Here is an 18829-nt window from a genome sequence, read left to right as displayed (position 1 = left end):
GTAAATTACAAATATACCGATTTGAATTACAAAAAACTACAGATAAATCCGCTATTTTACCTAAAATTAACGATTAAATATTTGATTTATAACGGTTAGTAGTAAAAAATATCTAGAATTTTCCTTAAAACCGATATATGGTATAAACGGATTTAACAAGGACGTGATTTTATTAGAAATTATTTAGCAACAGACAGCCGATGGTTTTTCTAACAGGTGTTAGGGAAATGGTTACCTTTGGAGGTACAATTTTTTAAAAAATTAACAATCCGGACCATACAGAAGAGGAATGGCCCCAGCTGCGGCAAAAGATAGCCGGTGGTGATGAAGCGGCGTTTACACGTTTATATAATAGTTTTTATAAACGCCTGTATAATTTTTCCCTTTCCCTGGTAAGGGTGCCGGAGCTTGCCACCGATGTGGTGGAAGATGTATTTACCAAATTGTGGCTCGGCCGGTCCCGGCTGGGGGATATTGTCAACCCTTCCGTTTATTTATATGTTGCGGTAAAAAACCAGTCGCTCAACCAGCTCTCGCTTAAAGCCCGGGAATGGACGGTTTCGGGACTGGATGAAATGACCACGGCGGTTGCCTCTTTTGATGCCGACCCTTTTACACGCGTCGTCACGGCAGAAATGCTCCGGCGGGTGAACCATGCCGTGGAACAACTGCCGCCCCGTTGTAAAATGATCTTTAAGCTGGTGCGGGAGGATGGGCTTCGTTATAAGGAGGTGGCTGAAATACTGAATATCTCGGTTAATACGATCGATGTACAGATGGCGCTTGCGGTAAAGCGTATCAGTGAGTCGCTGGGGCTGCCTAAAAGCCTCCGCCAGAAACCGGCTGCGAAAAATAAATAAAAATTTTTCCCATTTATATAGTAGATCATTTTAAAATCCCTGTCCTTAATAGATAGCGACAGATGTTCGCTTATACATGAGGAATGGAGATTTTATATGGAACCTGATGGCACGTGCCATTTATGGCGAGGCAACCGAATCGGAAAAGAAGGAGCTTCAGCAATATCTGGCACAGCATCAGGACCTGCAGCAACAATATACATTGCTGTATGAAGTTCTGAAAAAAGGCAAAGAGCAACACCAGCCGGAAGATTATACAACGCAGGCAAAAGCACTGTTGGCAAGAGCCGCAGGCGGCAGCGAAGCGATACATCCGGGCCGGGCAAAACTGATCCGCAGGCGGTTTGTTTATTATGGCGCCGCTGCCGCAGTGATTGCCGGCATCTGTCTTTACTGGGGTATTAGCCGCACGCCTCAGGCGGGCTTGCGGCCTGCATACCGGATAGCCCTGGAGGCTCCCAGGGGCAGCCGGAAACAGCTGGTACTGCCGGATGGCAGCAGTGTGTGGCTCAATGGAGGCTCCCGTTTGTTTTATGTCACCGATTTCAAAGGCCGTACCCGTGAGGTAAAACTGGAGGGAGAGGCTTTTTTTGATGTGGTAAAAAAGGCGGAGCAGCCATTTATCGTGCATGCCGGGAATATGGATATAAAGGTGCTGGGAACAGCGTTTAATGTAAAGGCCTACACCGATGAAACCCTTACCACAACAGCCTTGTACCGGGGGCTGATCAGTGTTACCAAGCACGGGGGAAAAAAAGATTTTCAACCGGTATTGCTTTATCCCAACCAGAAACTGGTAGTGCCCAATACCCTGCTTGCGGAAGACAATGCCTCAGAAGATGAAGGAGGGCGCGAAGCAATAAAGATCGAGCCGATCGACAGCACGAAGACAGAAGCCGACCGTATAGAGACGGCATGGATGTATAACCGGCTGGAATTCCGTGGAGACGATTTTGTAAGTCTTGCCAGCAAATTGGAACACTGGTACAATATAACAATTCATTTTACAGATGAACGGGTAAAGGACTTAAGCTTCAACGGGTCGTTTGAAAAAGAAACACTGGTCCAGGCCCTGGAGGCGCTCCGGCTTGCAAATCCCTTTGAGTATAAAATCGAGAACCATGAAGTATTTATCAGTTCGTACCGGTAATTACCGGGAAGCAGGGCACGGCTGATACCGTTGTTCCTGATAAGGATGTGTTAACTTTACATGAAGCTATATAACGAATGCTTCATGTGATATTATTAAAAATGTAATATTTATCACATGAGATGCTTAACAAGGCGCACATGCGCTCCACTAACAAAAAAAGTTTTACTTGCTATGAAACTAACGATGCTCTTTCTGCTGTTTTTTACTCTTAATGTATGTGCCCGCGGCTTTGGACAGGAGCACATCAACCTGAGGGTGAAGAAGGTAGCGATCGCGGAGGTGTTCAAATCCATAGAAGCAAAAACATCGTATCGTTTTTTGTACAACAACGACCTGCCGGAACTGCGGTCGAAAGTTACCCTGAATGCACAGGAAGCGACCATCGACCAGATCCTGCCCATGTTGTTATTCAATACGGGCATGACCTTCCGGAAAATGGACAACAACCTGATCGTTATCCGGGAAGACTCGCTGGCCAGAAAGGACATTGCCGTCACCGGTAAGGTCACGGACAGTTCCGGTGCGCCTTTATCCGGCGTATCGGTACAGGTAAAAGGAACCACGGTTGGTACGGCTACCAATGCGGAGGGTACTTTTTCCCTTTCTGTACCGGATGCCAACAGTGTGCTGGTATTTACCGCAGTGGGGTATGAAGAGCAGGAGTACCCGCTGAATGGAAGTACCAGCGTCACCATTTCCCTGAAGCCCTCGCAGCAACTGATGGACCAGGTGGTGGTGATCGGGTATGGAACCGCCCGGAAGCGCGACCTGACAGGATCTGTGGCTTCTGTAAAAGGGGAAGAACTGGCCAAGCAGCCGGTACAGACCGCAACACAGGCGTTGCAGGGTAAGGTAGCCGGGGTACAGATCATCGGATCGGGAGAACCTAACTCGAATCCAAATGTTCGTATCCGCGGTACCGGATCTGTGATGGCTGGAGTTAATCCGCTATATGTTGTGGACGGAGTGCTTACCGATGATATCCGGAATATTAATAACGCGGACATCGTTTCCATGGACATTTTGAAGGATGCATCGGCAACTGCAATTTATGGGGTAAGGGGGGCGAACGGGGTAATCATTATTACCACAAAAAAAGGCCGGGCAGGAAAAACTGTTTTTAACTATACCGGTACGGCTGCCATAAAAGAAGCCACAAACCTGGTGGATATGGCCGGGGAAAAACAGTATGCCGGTTATCTGAACGAGGCCAGCAATTATTATGGGAGTGGGCAGAACCTTATCGACCCGGCGAAACTTGTGGGTAATAATACGGATTGGTATGACGTGATACTGCGAAAGGCCTTTCAGCAATCGCACAATCTTTCCATGTCGGGAGGGAATGATAAGTTTCTGTTTTTCATGAGTGCCGGTTATCTTTCGGATGAAGGGATCCAAAAGGACAATCAGTTTAATCGATTTACCTTAAGATCAAATAACGAATACACGCTGAATAAATGGATAAAATTTAATTCACAACTGTCGTATACCAGGGGAGATGGGAATAACCCCAATGCGGATGCTTTTGGTTTTGCCTATCGTGCGGCTCCGTATGTGGCCTCAAAAACAGGCGATAAATATGGCAATACTTCGCTGGCAGGAAATGTGTCCAATCCGCTGCTGGTAATTGACAAGAACTACAACAACTTTATTACGAATCGGATTCAGGGAAATTTTGGCATTGATCTGAAGCCGATCAAAGAGCTCACCTTCAGAACGGCATTAAATTTTGATCTGAACTTCTTCAAAAATACTACCTATGCCTATCCTTTTTTAAGTGATACATCCACATTTATTGAAGGAGGCGGCAACCAGTCGCGCACTGCCAGTACATTAACGGCAGAAAAAAACGACTGGTCGACCCTGATCTGGGACAATACACTTACCTACACCAAGACATTTAATAAACACAGCCTGACGGCCCTTGCCGGTTTTGTGGCAGAAAGGCAACGATTTAATAATTTTAAAGGATCTGCGCTCAATGTGCCGCAGAATAAAGATCAATGGTATCTGAATGCAGGCTCAGCGGGTTCGCAGACGGTACAAAATGACGGTGACCTGAGAACAAGACTTTCTTACCTGGGACGGGTATTTTACTCCTATGATAGCCGGTATTTAATTACCGCTACATTAAGGGCTGATGGCTCCTCGAAGTTTGGCAGCAACCAGCGCTATGGTTATTTTCCCTCGGTGGCGCTTGGCTGGAATATTGCTGAAGAGTCGTTTATGGAAGACCAGGAGGCATTCAATGTGTTGAAATTAAGAGCGGGATATGGCGCAAAGGGAAACGACAATATTCCGTCTGATCGATTCACTCCTGTAGCAACTCAAAACCTACCTTATTATTTTCCGTCAGGTTCTTCTGTAATCCAGGGGATCGCTTTCGACCAGGCCTCCGATCCGAATGTGCGCTGGGAGATCACAAAAGAACTGAATATTGGATTAGATTTCGCCACGCTTCAGAACCGGTTGAGTGGTACTATTGATTACTATGATAAAAAAACAAACAACGCGCTTATTGAAATAGGACTTTCGGCGATTGTTTTCGATGCGGACAACAAGTATATTACCAATGCGACTACGATATCCAACAAAGGGATAGAGCTGGGATTGAACTGGAATGACAAAATAGGGAATGACTGGACCTACTCTTTAGGGGGTAATATTGCTTACAATAAAAACAATATTGAAGAACTGAATGGCGGGCAGCCCCTTATAGGGGGGACTGCAGGTAATTATAATGTTACCCGGACGGATAATGGATACCCGATAGCAAGTTACTATGTACTACAGGCGGCGGGTATTTTCCAGAACCAGGCACAGATCGACGCATCTGCGCAGCCGGATGCCAGGGCCGGTGATCTTATTTATAAGGATCTGAGCGGGCCTAATGGTACCCCGGATGGAAAGATCGATGACTTCGACCGTGCTTTTTCCGGCTCTTATCAGCCAAAAATCACTTATGGTGTGAATGGTAATATTGCCTACAAGAATTTCGATTTGAGTTTTGGAGGATATGGCCTGTCTGGCGCCAAGATCTATAATGGGAAAAAAGCAGCAAGGGGCGTCAACCAGCTTACAGACAATGTTGAGGCATCTGTGGCAAAAAACCGATGGACGCCCAATAACACAAACACCGGGGTACCACGTGCCAATGCAGGCGCATTACCCGCTTCTACCTATTTTATTGAAAGTGGCGACTTCTTCCGTCTCAATAATCTTACAATAGGGTATACGATGAAATCTCCCTTTCTCGATCGGATAAAGGTTTCAAACTGCCGCCTTTACCTGTCTGCTCAAAACCTGTTTACCATTACGCCTTACAGCGGATTTACACCGGAGATTCTGACGGTTAATGCTGGTGATCCCCGAGCCGCGTCTTTGGATCAGGGTGTGGACTTAAATACCTATCCTTCCGTGAGGACGTATGTAATAGGAATAAACCTGGGTTTTTAGAAAACTTAAAATGATTTTAAAGATGAAACAGTATTTAAAATATATAGCATTCCTGATAGCGGCAGCAACTGTTTTTACCGGATGTAAAAGAGGCTTCCTGGATGTACCTGCACAGGGAAAGCTTACAGTCGATCAGGCACTCATAGACCCGGCGGCGGCAGACAAGCTGGTTGCCGGCGCATATAATACACTTTATTTACAGGGAACCGTTGGCTTGAAACTGGTAATAATAGGTGATGTTACCTCCGATGATGCGGACAAAGGTTCCGTAGCGTCGGATCCTGGGTTCGATGGTATTTTCCTGGATGGATTTACACAAACACCCAATACAGGAATATTTAACGACGTATGGAGAGAGTATTACAGCTCCATTGGAAGGATCAATTCTGCATTAAGCGTACTGGAGTCGGGTACCTATGATGAAACCGTGAAAAAGCAGCTGATAGGCGAAGTGCGTTTTTTAAGAGGATATTATTACTTTAATCTCGTAAGGATCTTTGGAGGAGTGCCTAAATTGACAAGGGTTGTTACTCCCGCAGAACAAAATAATGATGAGTTTCAAACAAGAGCTTCCAAAGAGGAAATATACGCTCAGATCATAGAGGATCTTTCCTATGGGGTTGAAAATTTACCGGAAAAAGGAGCAGCGGGCGCTATAGTAGGAAGGGCAACAAAAGGAGCAGCGCAGGCATTGCTATCAAAAGTGTACCTGTATCAGCAGAACTGGCAGGGCGCCTACGATCTGTCGCTGGCGGTAATAAATTCCGGTAAGTATGACCTGGCAACAGATTATGCAAAGATATTTAGAGAAAAAGCTGCTTCAGTATCAGAAGGGGGTGTCAATAATATTGAATCGATCTTTGAAGTACAAACCGGTCCCAACAGAGCCACCGATGGATCCTGTAATGCCATCAGTAAAAATTACAGCAACTTTCAGGCACCAAGAGGAACCTTCCCGAATCAGATTGTAGCGGGTCAGTCGTGGACAGGAGGCGATCTGGGCTTCGGTTTGAATACCCCTTCGGCAAATCTGGCTGCAGCATATGAAGCGAACGACAAAAGAAGGGCGGCTACCATTATTTTTACAGGAAGCACCCCAACAGTACTTTGGGATGGCTTTACGATACCGGCACAACCGGCCGTTGTTGGTGACCGATATAATTATAAAGCATACCACAGCCCGTTTTTAGAATCGCTGTCGTGCAACGGGCTGCTCACAGATAAAGATAACAGGCCAAAAAATATTCGTCTTATGAGATACGCTGAGGTGTTATTGATTAATGCTGAAGCTGCGGCTCATACCGGCAAAGACGCAATGACCCCCTTAGCAAAAGTAAGAACGCGAGCTGGTCTGACCACCTCTTCAGCAACCATCGCGGATATCTGGAAGGAACGACGTGTGGAACTGGCCATGGAAGCAGACCGCTTTTTCGATCTGGTAAGAACCGGACAGGCAGCAACGGTTATGCAGGCGCTGGGAAAACCATTTATCGCAGGTAAACACGAATTGTTCCCTATACCTCAGGTGCAGATTGATTTCAGCGGAGGTAGATTAAAACAGAATCCCAATTATTAATTAACCTGGTAAATGAAGTAAAATGAAAAAGATATATATAAAAATGTTTGCTGCTTTACTATGGATAGCAATGTATTCCTGTACCAAGGTAAATAGAGATGATGATTTTCCACCAGGGGATGTGCCGCCTGTGGCAGGAGGATATACTGCTGCAGACCAGGTTGCACCTGCTAATCTGGTGGGGTACTGGAGTTTTGACGGAGATGTTAAAGACGGTGTTACAGGTTCCAGTGGCACAAATCATGGAATGACCTTTTCGGAAGGGATTAAAGGTCAGGCATTAACAGGCTCGGCTCCTGAAAACAAGCCTTACGCCACTGCGGTTGCTTCAGATGCCATTAAAAATTTAAAGGCTTATACGATCAGTCTGTGGGTGAATACACCACAAAATGTGGGTGCTACAGGGCTGGTAAGTATCGGACATCAATCTGAATTCTGGGCCAATGTGAATATTTTTCTCGACAACGGTCCGGCAGGAGTGGCCCGGTTTAAAACAATTTTCAGGAACAATAATAATACACCGGCAAACTATCAGGCGGATAACGGCAACCAGGATGTTCCCACAGCATTTAATAACTGGACAAATTATATCATCACTTATGATTCTCTTGGAGTGGTGAAATCGTATGTTAACGGCTCATTAATGGCTACAAAAACCGGAACTCCGGTTCCGGATCAGCCTCAGTTTTCTAATGTTGGGCCGATTGTATTTGGAGCGCTCCACTTTATGACAGTGCCCAGTAGCACCACAGGTTCCGCAGGTGAAAGCTGGGCGGGATATTTATCGGGGAAGCTTGATGAAGTACGGATATTTAACAAGGCATTGACCGCTATTGAAGTATCAGCTATTGCGATACTTGAACGCCGGGGAAAATGAACGCCGGATTTTTCAAGAATAGCACGAGTCGGGGTTTGATTTTATAAAATAGCCTTTGGGTTATTATGTGTTGCGATAAAAGAGGATACTTGAACTATGTTACGTGTTTTAATATTAGGGACTGTTTTTTTATTTTCTTGTGGCAGTAAAAAGGACACTATTGCTCCACCGCCGGCATCAATTAAAAATCCTGTGCTGGATAGAATAGTAATAAATGGGCTTCGGTTGAATACTCCCTTATTAAATACTCCCGTTAACCCGAAAATCACGCTGTATTTTTCACAACCCATTAAAGCGGCCACTGTAAACGCTATTACTTTAAATGACGCCAACGGTGTTGCTGCTGCAACGAGTGCTGTGTCAGTTGATGGGGATTCTGCAATTACCATTCAACCGACGAATAATTTGGCGTTTCTCACTAGGTACACTATTAACGTAAGCACTGCATTGCAGTCTGCATCCGGTGGTACATTACAGCAGTCTGTTAATAGTAGCTTTGTTACTAAACTGGACTCCTCCAGGAAATTTCTACCGATCTCCGATGAATCGTTGTTGACCAAGGTTCAGCATCAGACCTTCAACTACTTCTGGGATTTTGCCCACCCGGTTTCCGGCATGATCCGGGAAGGATCAAAACACCCGGCAGACCTTGTTACCAGCGGTGGTACGGGTTTTGGGATAATGGCGTTGATAACAGGCATCGAACGGGGATTTATTACAAAAAATGCCGGGTTTCAACGGATGCAGAAAATCGTCGCTTTTTTAAAGAATACCGCCCAAACCTATCACGGCGCATACCCGCACTGGCTGAACGGGAGCACCGGAGTAACGATCCCCTTCAGCACCAACGATACCGGAGCAGACCTGGTGGAAACCGGCTTCCTGGTGCAGGGGCTTATTTGTGCCCGGCAGTATTTTTCCGGACCTGGAGATGAAGCAGTATTAAGAACAGCGATCAATGCGATTATCGACAACGTGGAATGGAGCTGGTTCCGGCAAAATGATCAGCCGGTATTGTACTGGCACTGGAGCCCTGATAATGCCTGGACAATGAACCTGAAGATACAGGGATGGAATGAATGCCTCATCACCTATATCCTTGCGGCCGGCTCAAAGAATTACCCGGTCCCGAAGACTGTATATGATGAAGGATGGACCCGGAACGGGGAAATAAAGAACGGGAAAAGCTTTTACACCTACCCGCTGCCCCTGGGTCCGGATTTCGGAGGCCCGCTGTTCTTTGCACATTATTCGTTCATGGGGCTGAACCCTAATGGTCTTTCCGATGCTTATGCCAACTATTTTACACAGAATAAAAACCATGCGCTGATCAATTACAGTTATTGTAAGGCCAATCCTCAGAATTATTATGGCTATAGTGACTCTGTCTGGGGGCTTACAGCAAGCAATACCAAAGATGGATATACCGCAAGTTCCCCGCTGAATGACCAGGGCGTTATTGCCCCCACAGCGGCTTTATCCTCCTTTCCCTATACACCCAAAGAGTCGATGGCGGCACTTCATTTTTTTTACTATGTACTGGGTGATAAACTCTGGAAGGAATACGGGTTTGTGGACGCCTTTTCACTGGATGTATTGAAGAATAACGGAGCATGGTTCGACGACGCATTTTTGGCGATTGATCAGGGTCCGATCATTGTAATGATTGAAAATTACAGGTCCGGCCTGCTCTGGAATCTTTTTATGAATGCGCCTGAAGTACAGACCGGTTTGAAAAAACTGGGATTTACTTTTTGAGCTGGAGAGCGGATAAAAGAAAATAACCGCATACGCTGTTTTAATTAAAAATAAATTTATTCTCGGATATGGAAATGCTAAAGGTCAGGTGTTTTATCATTGGAGTGTTGTTATCAGCTGGGAGCTTCGGTGTCCGGGGGCAAAACTCCGGAGTCAGCACCCGGCACGCCATCCCCTACACCCTTAAAATCGACCGTAATATCTCGGACTCCGCACTCGTGGATCTGGTTCAGAAACAGACCCTGCGCTATTTCTGGGACTTTGCGCATCCCGTAAGCGGTATGGCCCGAGAACGGAGCAACCAGTCGTTCGACTACGGACAGGAAGTGGTAACCACCGGCGGAACCGGCTTTGGGGTAATGGCCATTGTTGCAGGCGTGAACCGCGGCTGGATAGGAAGGGATACTGCCGCACGGTTCCTGCTGAAAATGGTAAAGTGGCTGTCGAAGGCGGATTCCTATCATGGCGTATTCCCGCACTGGTACAATGGCGCTACCGGTAAAACGATCCCCTTCAGCCGGAAAGATGACGGTGCCGACCTGGTAGAATCTTCGTTCCTGCTGCAGGGCCTGCTGTGCGTGCGGCAGTATTTTGATAAGGCCCTTCCTGTGGAGCAGGAATTACGCAACCGGATTAACTGGCTGTGGAATGATGTGGAATGGGACTGGTTCACCCGCGGAGGCCAGGAAGTGCTGTACTGGCACTGGAGCCCCAATAACGGCTGGGCCATGAATTTCCCCCTGAGAGGATTTAACGAATGCCTGATCACTTACGTGCTGGCGGCTTCCGGCGAACGTTATCCCGTGAGCCGGCGGGTCTACGACCGCGGCTGGGCGCAAAGTGATTTTTTTAAGAACGGCAAACAATTTTATAAATACACCCTGCCGCTGGGTTTTGATTATGGCGGTCCCTTGTTCTTTTCCCATTATTCATTTCTTGGGCTGAATCCTAAAGGATTAAAAGATCAATACGCCGATTACTGGATACAGAATCAGCATCACTCGCTTATTAATTACTCTTATTGTGTAGACAATCCAAAGGCATTTAAAGGCTATGGCGAAAACTGCTGGGGACTTACTGCCAGCGATGATCCCGGGGGATATGACGCCCATCAGCCTTCGAATGATAACGGAACCATTACACCAACCGCCGCATTGGCTGCCTTCCCCTATACCCCGCAGCAATCGATGAAAGCCTTGCGGCATTTTTACGTGGACCTGGGCAGCAAGATATGGAGTGAGTACGGGTTTACCGATGCTTTTAATGAAACAAAGGGCTGGTATGCAAAAAGCCACCTGGCCATCGACCAGGGACCCATCGTGGTCATGATCGAAAATTACCGTACCGGTCTGCTCTGGAATCTTTTTATGAGCTGCCCCGAAGTTCAGGGGGGCTTAAAGAAACTGGGTTTTACCAATGCCTATCAAAAATAAGCATGACAAAACAAGAACGCTTTCCATATTTAGAAGAAGCGGCGTTGCTGGACCTGGTGCAACGGCAGACCTTTTCCTACTTCTGGGACTTTGCCCACCCCGGTTGCGGCCTGCCGAAAGAAAGGGATCATGAACATTATAAAGACGTGGTAACAACAGGCGGCGCCGGATTCGGTGTAATGACCCTTATCGTGGCTGTGGAACGGAAATGGATCACCCGCATGCAGGCAGCGACACGTCTGCTGAAGATCGTTTCCTTTTTAGACAGGACGGAAAAACATCATGGCGCTTTTTCTCACTGGATCAACGGACGTACGGGTAAGACCATCCCCTTTGCAAAAAAAGATAACGGTGCCGATCTGGTAGAAACAGCATTCCTGTTTCAGGGGTTACTGACTGTGCGGCAATATTTTAAGCGCAGGAATAAGGAAGAACAAACCATCCGAACAACAATTACCCGGCTGTGGCGCCAGGTAGAGTGGAGCTGGTTTACAAGAGGACGGGATGTGTTGTACTGGCATTGGAGCCCGGAATACAGATGGGCAATGAACTTAAAGATAGAAGGATACAATGAAGCCCTCATCACCTACATACTGGCAGCGGCGGCACCGGAACATTCCGTTTCAAGGAAAGTATATGAAACCGGATGGGCCCGGGGCGGCGATATGAAAAACGGGAAATCGTTTTATAAAACAAAGCTGCCGCTGGGGCCAGACCTCGGCGGACCATTGTTCTTTGCACATTATAGTTTTACCGGGCTGGACCCGAAGGGGCTGAAAGATCGTTTTGCCGATTACGGAAAGCAGAATAAAGCGCATGTATGGATCAATTACCGGTATTGTGTGGACAATCCCAAAGGCTTTAAAAATTATGGGAAGCATTCCTGGGGATTGTCGGCATGTGATTATAAAAGAAGGTACCGGGAACATTCGCCGGTTAAAGACAATGGCACCATTTGTTGTGCGGCAGCCATTTCCAGTATACCCTACCGCCCAAAGGCATCCCTGGCGGCATTGCGTTATTTTTATGAGGTGCTGGGGCACCGCATCTGGGGCAAATACGGCTTTTCGGAAAGCTATAATGAAACAAGGAAATGGTATGCCGGCTCCCACATCGCCATCAACCAGGGCGCCATTATCCTCATGATCGAGAACTACCGCACCGGCCTATTGTGGAAATGGTTTATGAAAGATAAGGACGTGCAGCGCGGGTTGAAAAAACTGGGTTTTAAAAGTCCGCATTTGAAGTGAAGCTGCAGTCCGGCGCCTTGTTGGCAATACCGCTACACAAGGCATCGGATTATACCGGATTATTCCTGCAGTTACAACCAAGAACCGGCAATGGAAAACAGGTATTATGATAAATGGGATATATAGGCTTAGTGTTTCCTTGTGTCTTGGCGTCTTAGTGGCATGATGCATCAGCGAATCAGCGACATGAGATCAAAAACAAACAAGAATGAAAAAATATTTATTATTATCCTTCCTGATGCTTTTTGTTTTAAAATGGTCGGTTGCCCAGAAGACCTATTGCAACCCGATCAATATTGATTACGGCTACACGCCTATTCCAAACTTTAGTGAATGGGGGCGGCACCGCGCCACGGCAGATCCGGTGATCGTAAATTATAAGAACGATTACTATCTCTTCAGCACCAACCAGTGGGGATACTGGTGGAGCAGCGATCTGCTCAACTGGAACTTTGTTTCGAAAAAATTCCTGCGGCCCTGGAATACCAATACCTACGATGAACTCTGTGCACCGGCGGTGAGTATTGTCGGGGATACCATGCTGGTGTTCGGCTCTACCTATACAAAAAATTTCACCCTCTGGATGAGCACCAATCCAAAAGAGAACGAATGGAAACCCCTGGTGGATTCTTTTGAGATCGGGGGATGGGACCCCGCCTTCTTTACGGATGATGATGGCCGGTTCTATATGTACAACGGCAGCAGCAACGTGTACCCGTTGTATGGCATCGAACTGAACCGGAAAACATTTCAACCGTTAGGCACCCGTAAAGAAATGTATTTCCTGCAAAGCTGGCGGTACGGCTGGCAGCGGTTCGGGGAATATATGGACAATACTTTTTTAGATCCCTTTATCGAAGGCGCCTGGATGACAAAATACAATGGTAAGTATTATTTACAATACGGGGCACCGGGTACGGAATTCAGCGGATATGCCGATGGCGTGGTGGTGGGTGATGGTCCGCTGGGACCCTTTACCCCGCAATCAGATCCTTATAGCATCAAAACAGGCGGATTTATGAGAGGTGCCGGGCACGGAGCTACCTTCCAGGACAGTTTTAACAACTACTGGCATGTTTCCACCGGGATCATTTCTGTCAAGAATACATTTGAACGCCGTATCGGTATCTGGCCAGCAGGTTTTGACAAGGACGGGGTGATGTATTGCAACACGGCTTTTGGAGACTATCCCACTTATCTCCCCTCATCGCTGGACGGGGAGGTCGGAGATACCATGCGTACCCTGTTTACCGGCTGGATGCTGCTGAACTATAATAAGCCGGTCCAGGTCTCTTCCACCCTGGGAGATTATGTACCGAACAACGCCGTGGATGAAAAGATCAAAACCTATTGGAGCGCCAAAACAGGAGATAAAGGAGAATGGATCCAGTCCGACCTGGGAAATACCTCCACGGTGCATGCGGTACAGATCAATTATGCCGATCAGGACGTGGAGCAGGATCACCTTGGAAAGATTGGCGAACAGTATCATCAATATGTATTGTCGTATTCGGAAGATGGAAAGAAATGGAAGGTACTGGCTGATAAAAGCAACAATAAAAAAGATGTGCCGCACGACTATGTGGAACTGGAAAAGCCGGTGCAGGCACGGTTCATACGCCTGGAAAACAAACACATGCCTACAGGTAAATTTGCCATCAGCGGACTGAGGGTATTTGGCAACGGGAATGGCGCAAAACCAGAGCAGGTACAGGATTTTGTGGTACTGCGCACCGAAAAGGATAAGCGGAGCGCGTATGTCAAATGGCGCCCCGTGGATAATGCCTATGCGTACAACATCCATTACGGAACGGCACCCGATAAGCTGTATACCTGCATTATGGTGCATTCGGATAATGAATACTGGATGAAGGCGATGGATGGTCTGAAAACTTATTATTACAGTATTGAGGCCGTGAATGAGAATGGGATCAGTGAGCGAAGTAAAATCATAAAAGTGGATTAAATTCGTAGCTGGAAAAATACATAGCTCACAGATCACACAGACAGGCACAGAATTTTATGTTCTGTAATACCTGATCTACTAACCTTTGGAAAAGACGAATATGGATATAAACCAGCTTACGTATCAGATCAGAGGTGCTATATTTAAAGTGCATAAAATCTTAGGGTCTGGTCTATTAGAATCCGTTTATGAAGCTGCATTGGCACACGAATTGATTCAAAATGGGATGAATATAAAAACACAGGTAGGATTGCCTGTGATATATGAGCAGGTGCAACTTGAATTAGGTTTTAGAGTGGATATCCTGGTAGAGGATGCCGTTATAGTTGAGGTCAAATCGATAGAAGTGTTACATGATGTGCATAAAAAGCAGCTGCTGACTTATCTGAAATTATCGGGTAAAAAGGTTGGATTACTTGTTAACTTTAATTGCAATTCAATCGTAAGTAAAGAAAGTTTGATCAGGATCATCAATTAGGTGTCTGCGCCATTCTGTGGCATCAGTGAGAAAAAATAACCAACCTTCTTTTAAGCGGCAAAGTGGACTTAAATTTGGGAAAAAATAAAAGTATGAAGAAGATTTGTCTGTTGATTGGTTTACTGTTCATCCATGTAGTTGCGGTGTTAGCCCAGGATCCGCCATTTTATAAAGACATTCAGCAGTTTAAAGAACTGGACCGGAAACAGGCACCGCCGCAAAAAGCGATCCTTTTTATTGGCAGCTCCTCGTTTACCAAATGGAAGGATGTGAGCGATTATTTTCCCGGCTATACGATCATCAACCGGGGGTTTGGCGGCTCCACGTTAAAAGACCTGATCTATTATTTCAACGACCTTGTACCGGTTTACCGGCCCCGGCAGATCGTGATCTACTGCGGGGAGAATGACCTGGCAAATGATGCCACCCCGGCTGACAGTGCCGTGAGCCGCTTTAAACAACTCTATGGACTTATCAGGGGATATAACCGGAAAGTGCCGGTTGATTTTATTTCCATAAAGCCGAGCCCTGTGCGGGCAAGGTATTTTAACAAGGTACAGGAAGCCAACGAGGGAATAAAGGCGTTTATCGCAAAACAGAAAAATGTGCGCTACATCGATGTGTTTCCGGCCATGCTGGGAGAGAACGGCCGCCCGATGCCTTCCATATTCCTTGGTGATAGTCTGCATATGAATGCCGGCGGTTACCGGATCTGGCAAAATATTATCCGGCCCTATCTCAAAAAATAACCGTGATCCTTATGGAATATGCTATCAGAAAAGCAACGATAAATGATCTGAAGGAGCTGCAGGCTTTTGCCCGGCGCACATTTGCCGATACCTATAGGGCTTATAATACGCCGGAGAACATGCAGTATTATCACGATTTGGTTTTTTCGGATGAGAGCTTCAAAAAGGATTTAAACGGTACTACAGTGGTGTACTATATCGCCTGGGAAACGGAACGGATCATGGGTTATATAAAGCTGAATATAACTGCGGACCAGGGAACTGCCGGAGGTATCGAGCTCGAAAGGATCTACGTTTCAAAAGAGCAAAAAGGGAAAGGCCTGGGAAAAGCGCTGGTGCAAAAAGCGGCGGGAGTGGGCAGGGAATACGACAGGCAATACCTCTGGCTGGGTGTCTGGGAACGGAATGATGCGGCACAGGGGTTTTACCGGAAGCTGGGCTTTGAGCCATTCGGTACCCATGTGTTTATGCTGGGAACCGATCCGCAGGAAGACATCTTAATGAAAAAAAATCTGAGACCATGATAAAGAGAAATGCAATAAGCGGATATAAAAGAGCAGCAATGCTCTGCCTGCTTATAACGGCTGTAGTTGCAGGCACATACGCACAGACCGGCGGCGCGAAATCCGGCGGCATGAATACGTTTATCAGCAATCTGATGAGCAAAATGACGCTGGAGGAAAAGATCGGTCAGCTGAACCTGCCAAGTGCCGGGGAATTTACAACCGGTACGGCCACTAATTCGGATATCGGTAAAAATGTAAAAGAAGGCCGTGTGGGCGGTTTATTCAACATCAAGGGAGTGGATAAAATAAAAGCGATCCAGAAAGTGGCGGTAGAGGAAAGCCGCATGAAGATCCCGATGTTGTTTGGTATGGATGTCATCCATGGCTATGAGACCACGTTTCCGATCCCCCTGGGTCTTTCCTGCACCTGGAATATGCGGTCCATCGAGCAGTCGGCCCGGATCGCTGCTGTTGAAGCCAGCGCCGACGGCATTTCCTGGACCTTCAGCCCGATGGTGGATATCGCCCGCGACCCGCGCTGGGGAAGGGTTTCGGAAGGCAACGGCGAAGACCCCTACCTGGGCTCACAGATCGCAAAAGCAATGATAAAGGGGTATCAGGGCGACTATTCGCAGCCTACCAACATTATGGCCTGTGTGAAACATTATGCCCTGTATGGCGCCGCAGAAGCCGGCCGGGATTATAATACAGTAGATATGAGCCATATCCGCATGTACAATGAATACTTTCCGCCGTATAAAGCCGCGGTGGATGCGGGTGTTGGAAGCGTGATGGCCTCCTTTAACGTGGTGGATGGCATCCCGGCTACCGGGAACAAGTGGCTGCTGACCGATGTGCTGCGGAAACAATGGGGTTTTAATGGTTTTGTTGTAACCGATTATACCGGTATCAATGAAATGATCGATCATGGTATGGGCGACCTGCAGGCAGTTTCGGCACTGGCGTTAAAAGCAGGCGTGGATATGGATATGGTGGGGGAAGGGTTTTTAAAGACACTGAAACAATCACTGGAAGAAAAGAAGATCACCCTGGCAGAGATCAATACTGCCTGCCGCAATGTACTCGTGGCAAAATATAAATTAGGACTCTTCACCGATCCGTATAAATATTGTAATGACCAGCGTGCGAAGACCGAGATCTTCACCCCGGAGCATCGCAGCATTGCACGCCGGATCGCCGCGGAGAGCTTTGTACTTCTGAAAAATGAAAAAGAAACACTGCCCTTAAAAAAAACGAGTAAGATCGCACTGATCGGGCCGCTGGCTGATGCCGCCAACAACATGGCGGGAACCTGGAGTGTGGCCACGGTACAGGACCGTTCCATTTCCGTGCTGGCAGGTTTAAAGGCAGCAGCAGGCGACAAAGCAGCAGTACTGTATGCCAAAGGCTGCAATCTTACAGAGGACGCGGCATTGGAGGAAAGGGCCACTATGTTTGGAAAAACACTCAACCGGGAGCGGGATACCCGCACTCCGGAAGTGATGAAGGAAGAAGCGCTGAAGATCGCAAATGAGGCCGATGTGATCGTGGCGGCAATGGGTGAGTCGGCAGAATTCAGCGGGGAAAGCAGCAGCCGCACCGATCTGGATATTCCCGGAAGGCAGCAGGACCTTTTAAAGGCATTGCTGAAAACCGGTAAGCCGGTGGTGCTGGTATTGTTCACCGGCCGGCCGCTGACGCTTAACTGGGAACAACAACACCTCCCGGCCATTTTAAACGTATGGTTTGGCGGCTCGGAGGCCGGCGCTGCGATCGCAGATGTGTTGTTCGGGGATGTGAACCCTTCGGGAAAACTGACCATGTCGTTCCCGCAGAACGTAGGCCAGATCCCACTGTATTATGCGCATTTAAATACCGGGCGCCCGCTGCCGGAAGGCAAGTGGTTCCAGAAGTTCCGGTCCAATTACCTGGATGTTTCCAATGATCCGTTGTATCCGTTTGGCTATGGTATCGGGTACTCGGCTTTTACCTATGATAACCTCTCGCTGAGCAGCAAATCCCTGAAAGGGAACCAGACATTAAAAGCGTCCGTTACACTGACCAACAGCGGAAAATACGATGGTGCCGAAGTAGTGCAGCTCTACATCCGCGACCTGGTGGGCTCCGTAAGCCGTCCTGTTAAAGAATTGAAAGGATTTCAAAAGATCGGGCTGAAAGCGGGTGAATCCACGAAAGTAACGTTTGAGATCACCCCGGAAGATCTGAAATTCTACAACAGTCAGCTGAAGTACGACTGGGAGCCCGGAGCATTTGAAATAATGATCGGCGGTAATTCCAGGGACGTAAAAAAAGAACAGGTGAACTGGACGAAGTAGATTCCGTGCTCATATAGGGACACAGTACAACAGCAAAATGGTCTGTGTCGTGCCCATAGCCATCGCCTGATGGTTCGAGCCGATGGCCTCCGCTTTTATTGCCGTTTCTTTTCACCAAACCGGGGGTGATTGCTGATACATAAGTGTGAGGCAGGCCACTTGTCGCACGACCGCAGGCACCACAAAAGGCCGGCGGTCCGGGATATTCAAATAACTCCGGAACTGATTTCGGGAAACAGCAACTGATCTGCGGGCTGAGTGCCAGCGGGCGTCAATTATGGATAAAATATTACCAGTTTGAGGTAAGATTGTTTCAGTCTGGTCCCTTTTTTTCCGGATCACAAGGAATTCTTTATTTAAACGTTAAACTTTAGTAAGTTTGAAATGAGGAAACGGCCATGTGCAAGGGATTCCCCTCAACCGGATTGATC

Annotated in this window: 13 protein-coding genes; all 13 read left to right on the top strand. The window is 47.3% G+C overall.

Annotated features, from left to right (window positions below; genetic code table 11):
- Nucleotides 1–260 precede the first annotated feature (260 nt).
- The 13 genes from K7B07_RS09595 (at nucleotide 261) to bglX (ending at nucleotide 18398) form a co-directional block, all read left to right on the top strand.
- Nucleotides 261–860, top strand: a complete 600-nt coding sequence (locus tag K7B07_RS09595; RefSeq protein ID WP_223711356.1) for an RNA polymerase sigma-70 factor — start codon at nucleotides 261–263, stop codon at nucleotides 858–860.
- 76 nt (nucleotides 861–936) lie between these two features.
- The gene (locus K7B07_RS09590; protein ID WP_223709218.1) at nucleotides 937–2010 is read left to right on the top strand and encodes a FecR family protein; all 1074 of its coding nucleotides are present in this window, start codon (nucleotides 937–939) and stop codon (nucleotides 2008–2010) included.
- Between the two features lie 174 nt (nucleotides 2011–2184).
- Entirely contained in the window at nucleotides 2185–5469 is a 3285-nt protein-coding gene (locus tag K7B07_RS09585; protein WP_223709217.1) for a TonB-dependent receptor, read from the top strand.
- Nucleotides 5470–5491: 22 nt separating this feature from the next.
- Nucleotides 5492–7045: a RagB/SusD family nutrient uptake outer membrane protein gene (locus tag K7B07_RS09580; RefSeq protein WP_223709216.1), complete on the top strand. Its 1554-nt coding sequence runs from the start codon at nucleotides 5492–5494 to the stop codon at nucleotides 7043–7045.
- A gap of 22 nt (nucleotides 7046–7067) precedes the next feature.
- Nucleotides 7068–7922 (top strand): LamG domain-containing protein, encoded by an 855-nt coding sequence (locus K7B07_RS09575; protein ID WP_223709215.1) that lies wholly within the window; start codon nucleotides 7068–7070, stop codon nucleotides 7920–7922.
- Nucleotides 7923–8018: 96 nt separating this feature from the next.
- Nucleotides 8019–9680, top strand: a complete 1662-nt coding sequence (locus K7B07_RS09570) for a glucoamylase family protein (protein WP_223709214.1) — start codon at nucleotides 8019–8021, stop codon at nucleotides 9678–9680.
- A gap of 68 nt (nucleotides 9681–9748) precedes the next feature.
- The gene (locus K7B07_RS09565; protein ID WP_223709213.1) at nucleotides 9749–11113 is read left to right on the top strand and encodes a glucoamylase family protein; all 1365 of its coding nucleotides are present in this window, start codon (nucleotides 9749–9751) and stop codon (nucleotides 11111–11113) included.
- Between the two features lie 2 nt (nucleotides 11114–11115).
- Nucleotides 11116–12363, top strand: a complete 1248-nt coding sequence (locus tag K7B07_RS09560) for a glucoamylase family protein (RefSeq protein ID WP_223709212.1) — start codon at nucleotides 11116–11118, stop codon at nucleotides 12361–12363.
- A 208-nt stretch (nucleotides 12364–12571) separates the two neighbouring features.
- Nucleotides 12572–14329 carry a family 43 glycosylhydrolase gene (locus K7B07_RS09555; protein WP_223709210.1) on the top strand — a complete coding sequence of 586 codons (1758 nt, stop codon included), beginning with the start codon at nucleotides 12572–12574 and terminating at the stop codon, nucleotides 14327–14329.
- A 100-nt stretch (nucleotides 14330–14429) separates the two neighbouring features.
- A complete protein-coding gene (locus K7B07_RS09550) occupies nucleotides 14430–14807 on the top strand; it encodes a GxxExxY protein (RefSeq protein ID WP_223709209.1) in 378 nt (125 codons plus the stop codon).
- A gap of 92 nt (nucleotides 14808–14899) precedes the next feature.
- Nucleotides 14900–15556: a GDSL-type esterase/lipase family protein gene (locus tag K7B07_RS09545; protein ID WP_223709208.1), complete on the top strand. Its 657-nt coding sequence runs from the start codon at nucleotides 14900–14902 to the stop codon at nucleotides 15554–15556.
- 11 nt (nucleotides 15557–15567) lie between these two features.
- Nucleotides 15568–16080, top strand: a complete 513-nt coding sequence (locus K7B07_RS09540; RefSeq protein ID WP_223709207.1) for a GNAT family N-acetyltransferase — start codon at nucleotides 15568–15570, stop codon at nucleotides 16078–16080.
- Complete coding sequence (gene bglX, locus K7B07_RS09535; RefSeq protein ID WP_223709206.1) at nucleotides 16077–18398, top strand: beta-glucosidase BglX; 2322 nt, start codon at nucleotides 16077–16079, stop codon at nucleotides 18396–18398. Before K7B07_RS09540 ends, bglX begins: the two co-directional genes overlap by 4 nt.
- Nucleotides 18399–18829: the final 431 nt, after the last annotated feature.

Source organism: Niabella beijingensis (genome assembly GCF_020034665.1).
Lineage (GTDB): Bacteria > Bacteroidota > Bacteroidia > Chitinophagales > Chitinophagaceae > Niabella > Niabella beijingensis.
The sequence above is the reverse complement of the archived record's forward strand: the minus strand, read 5'-3'. Positions and strand labels throughout refer to the sequence as shown.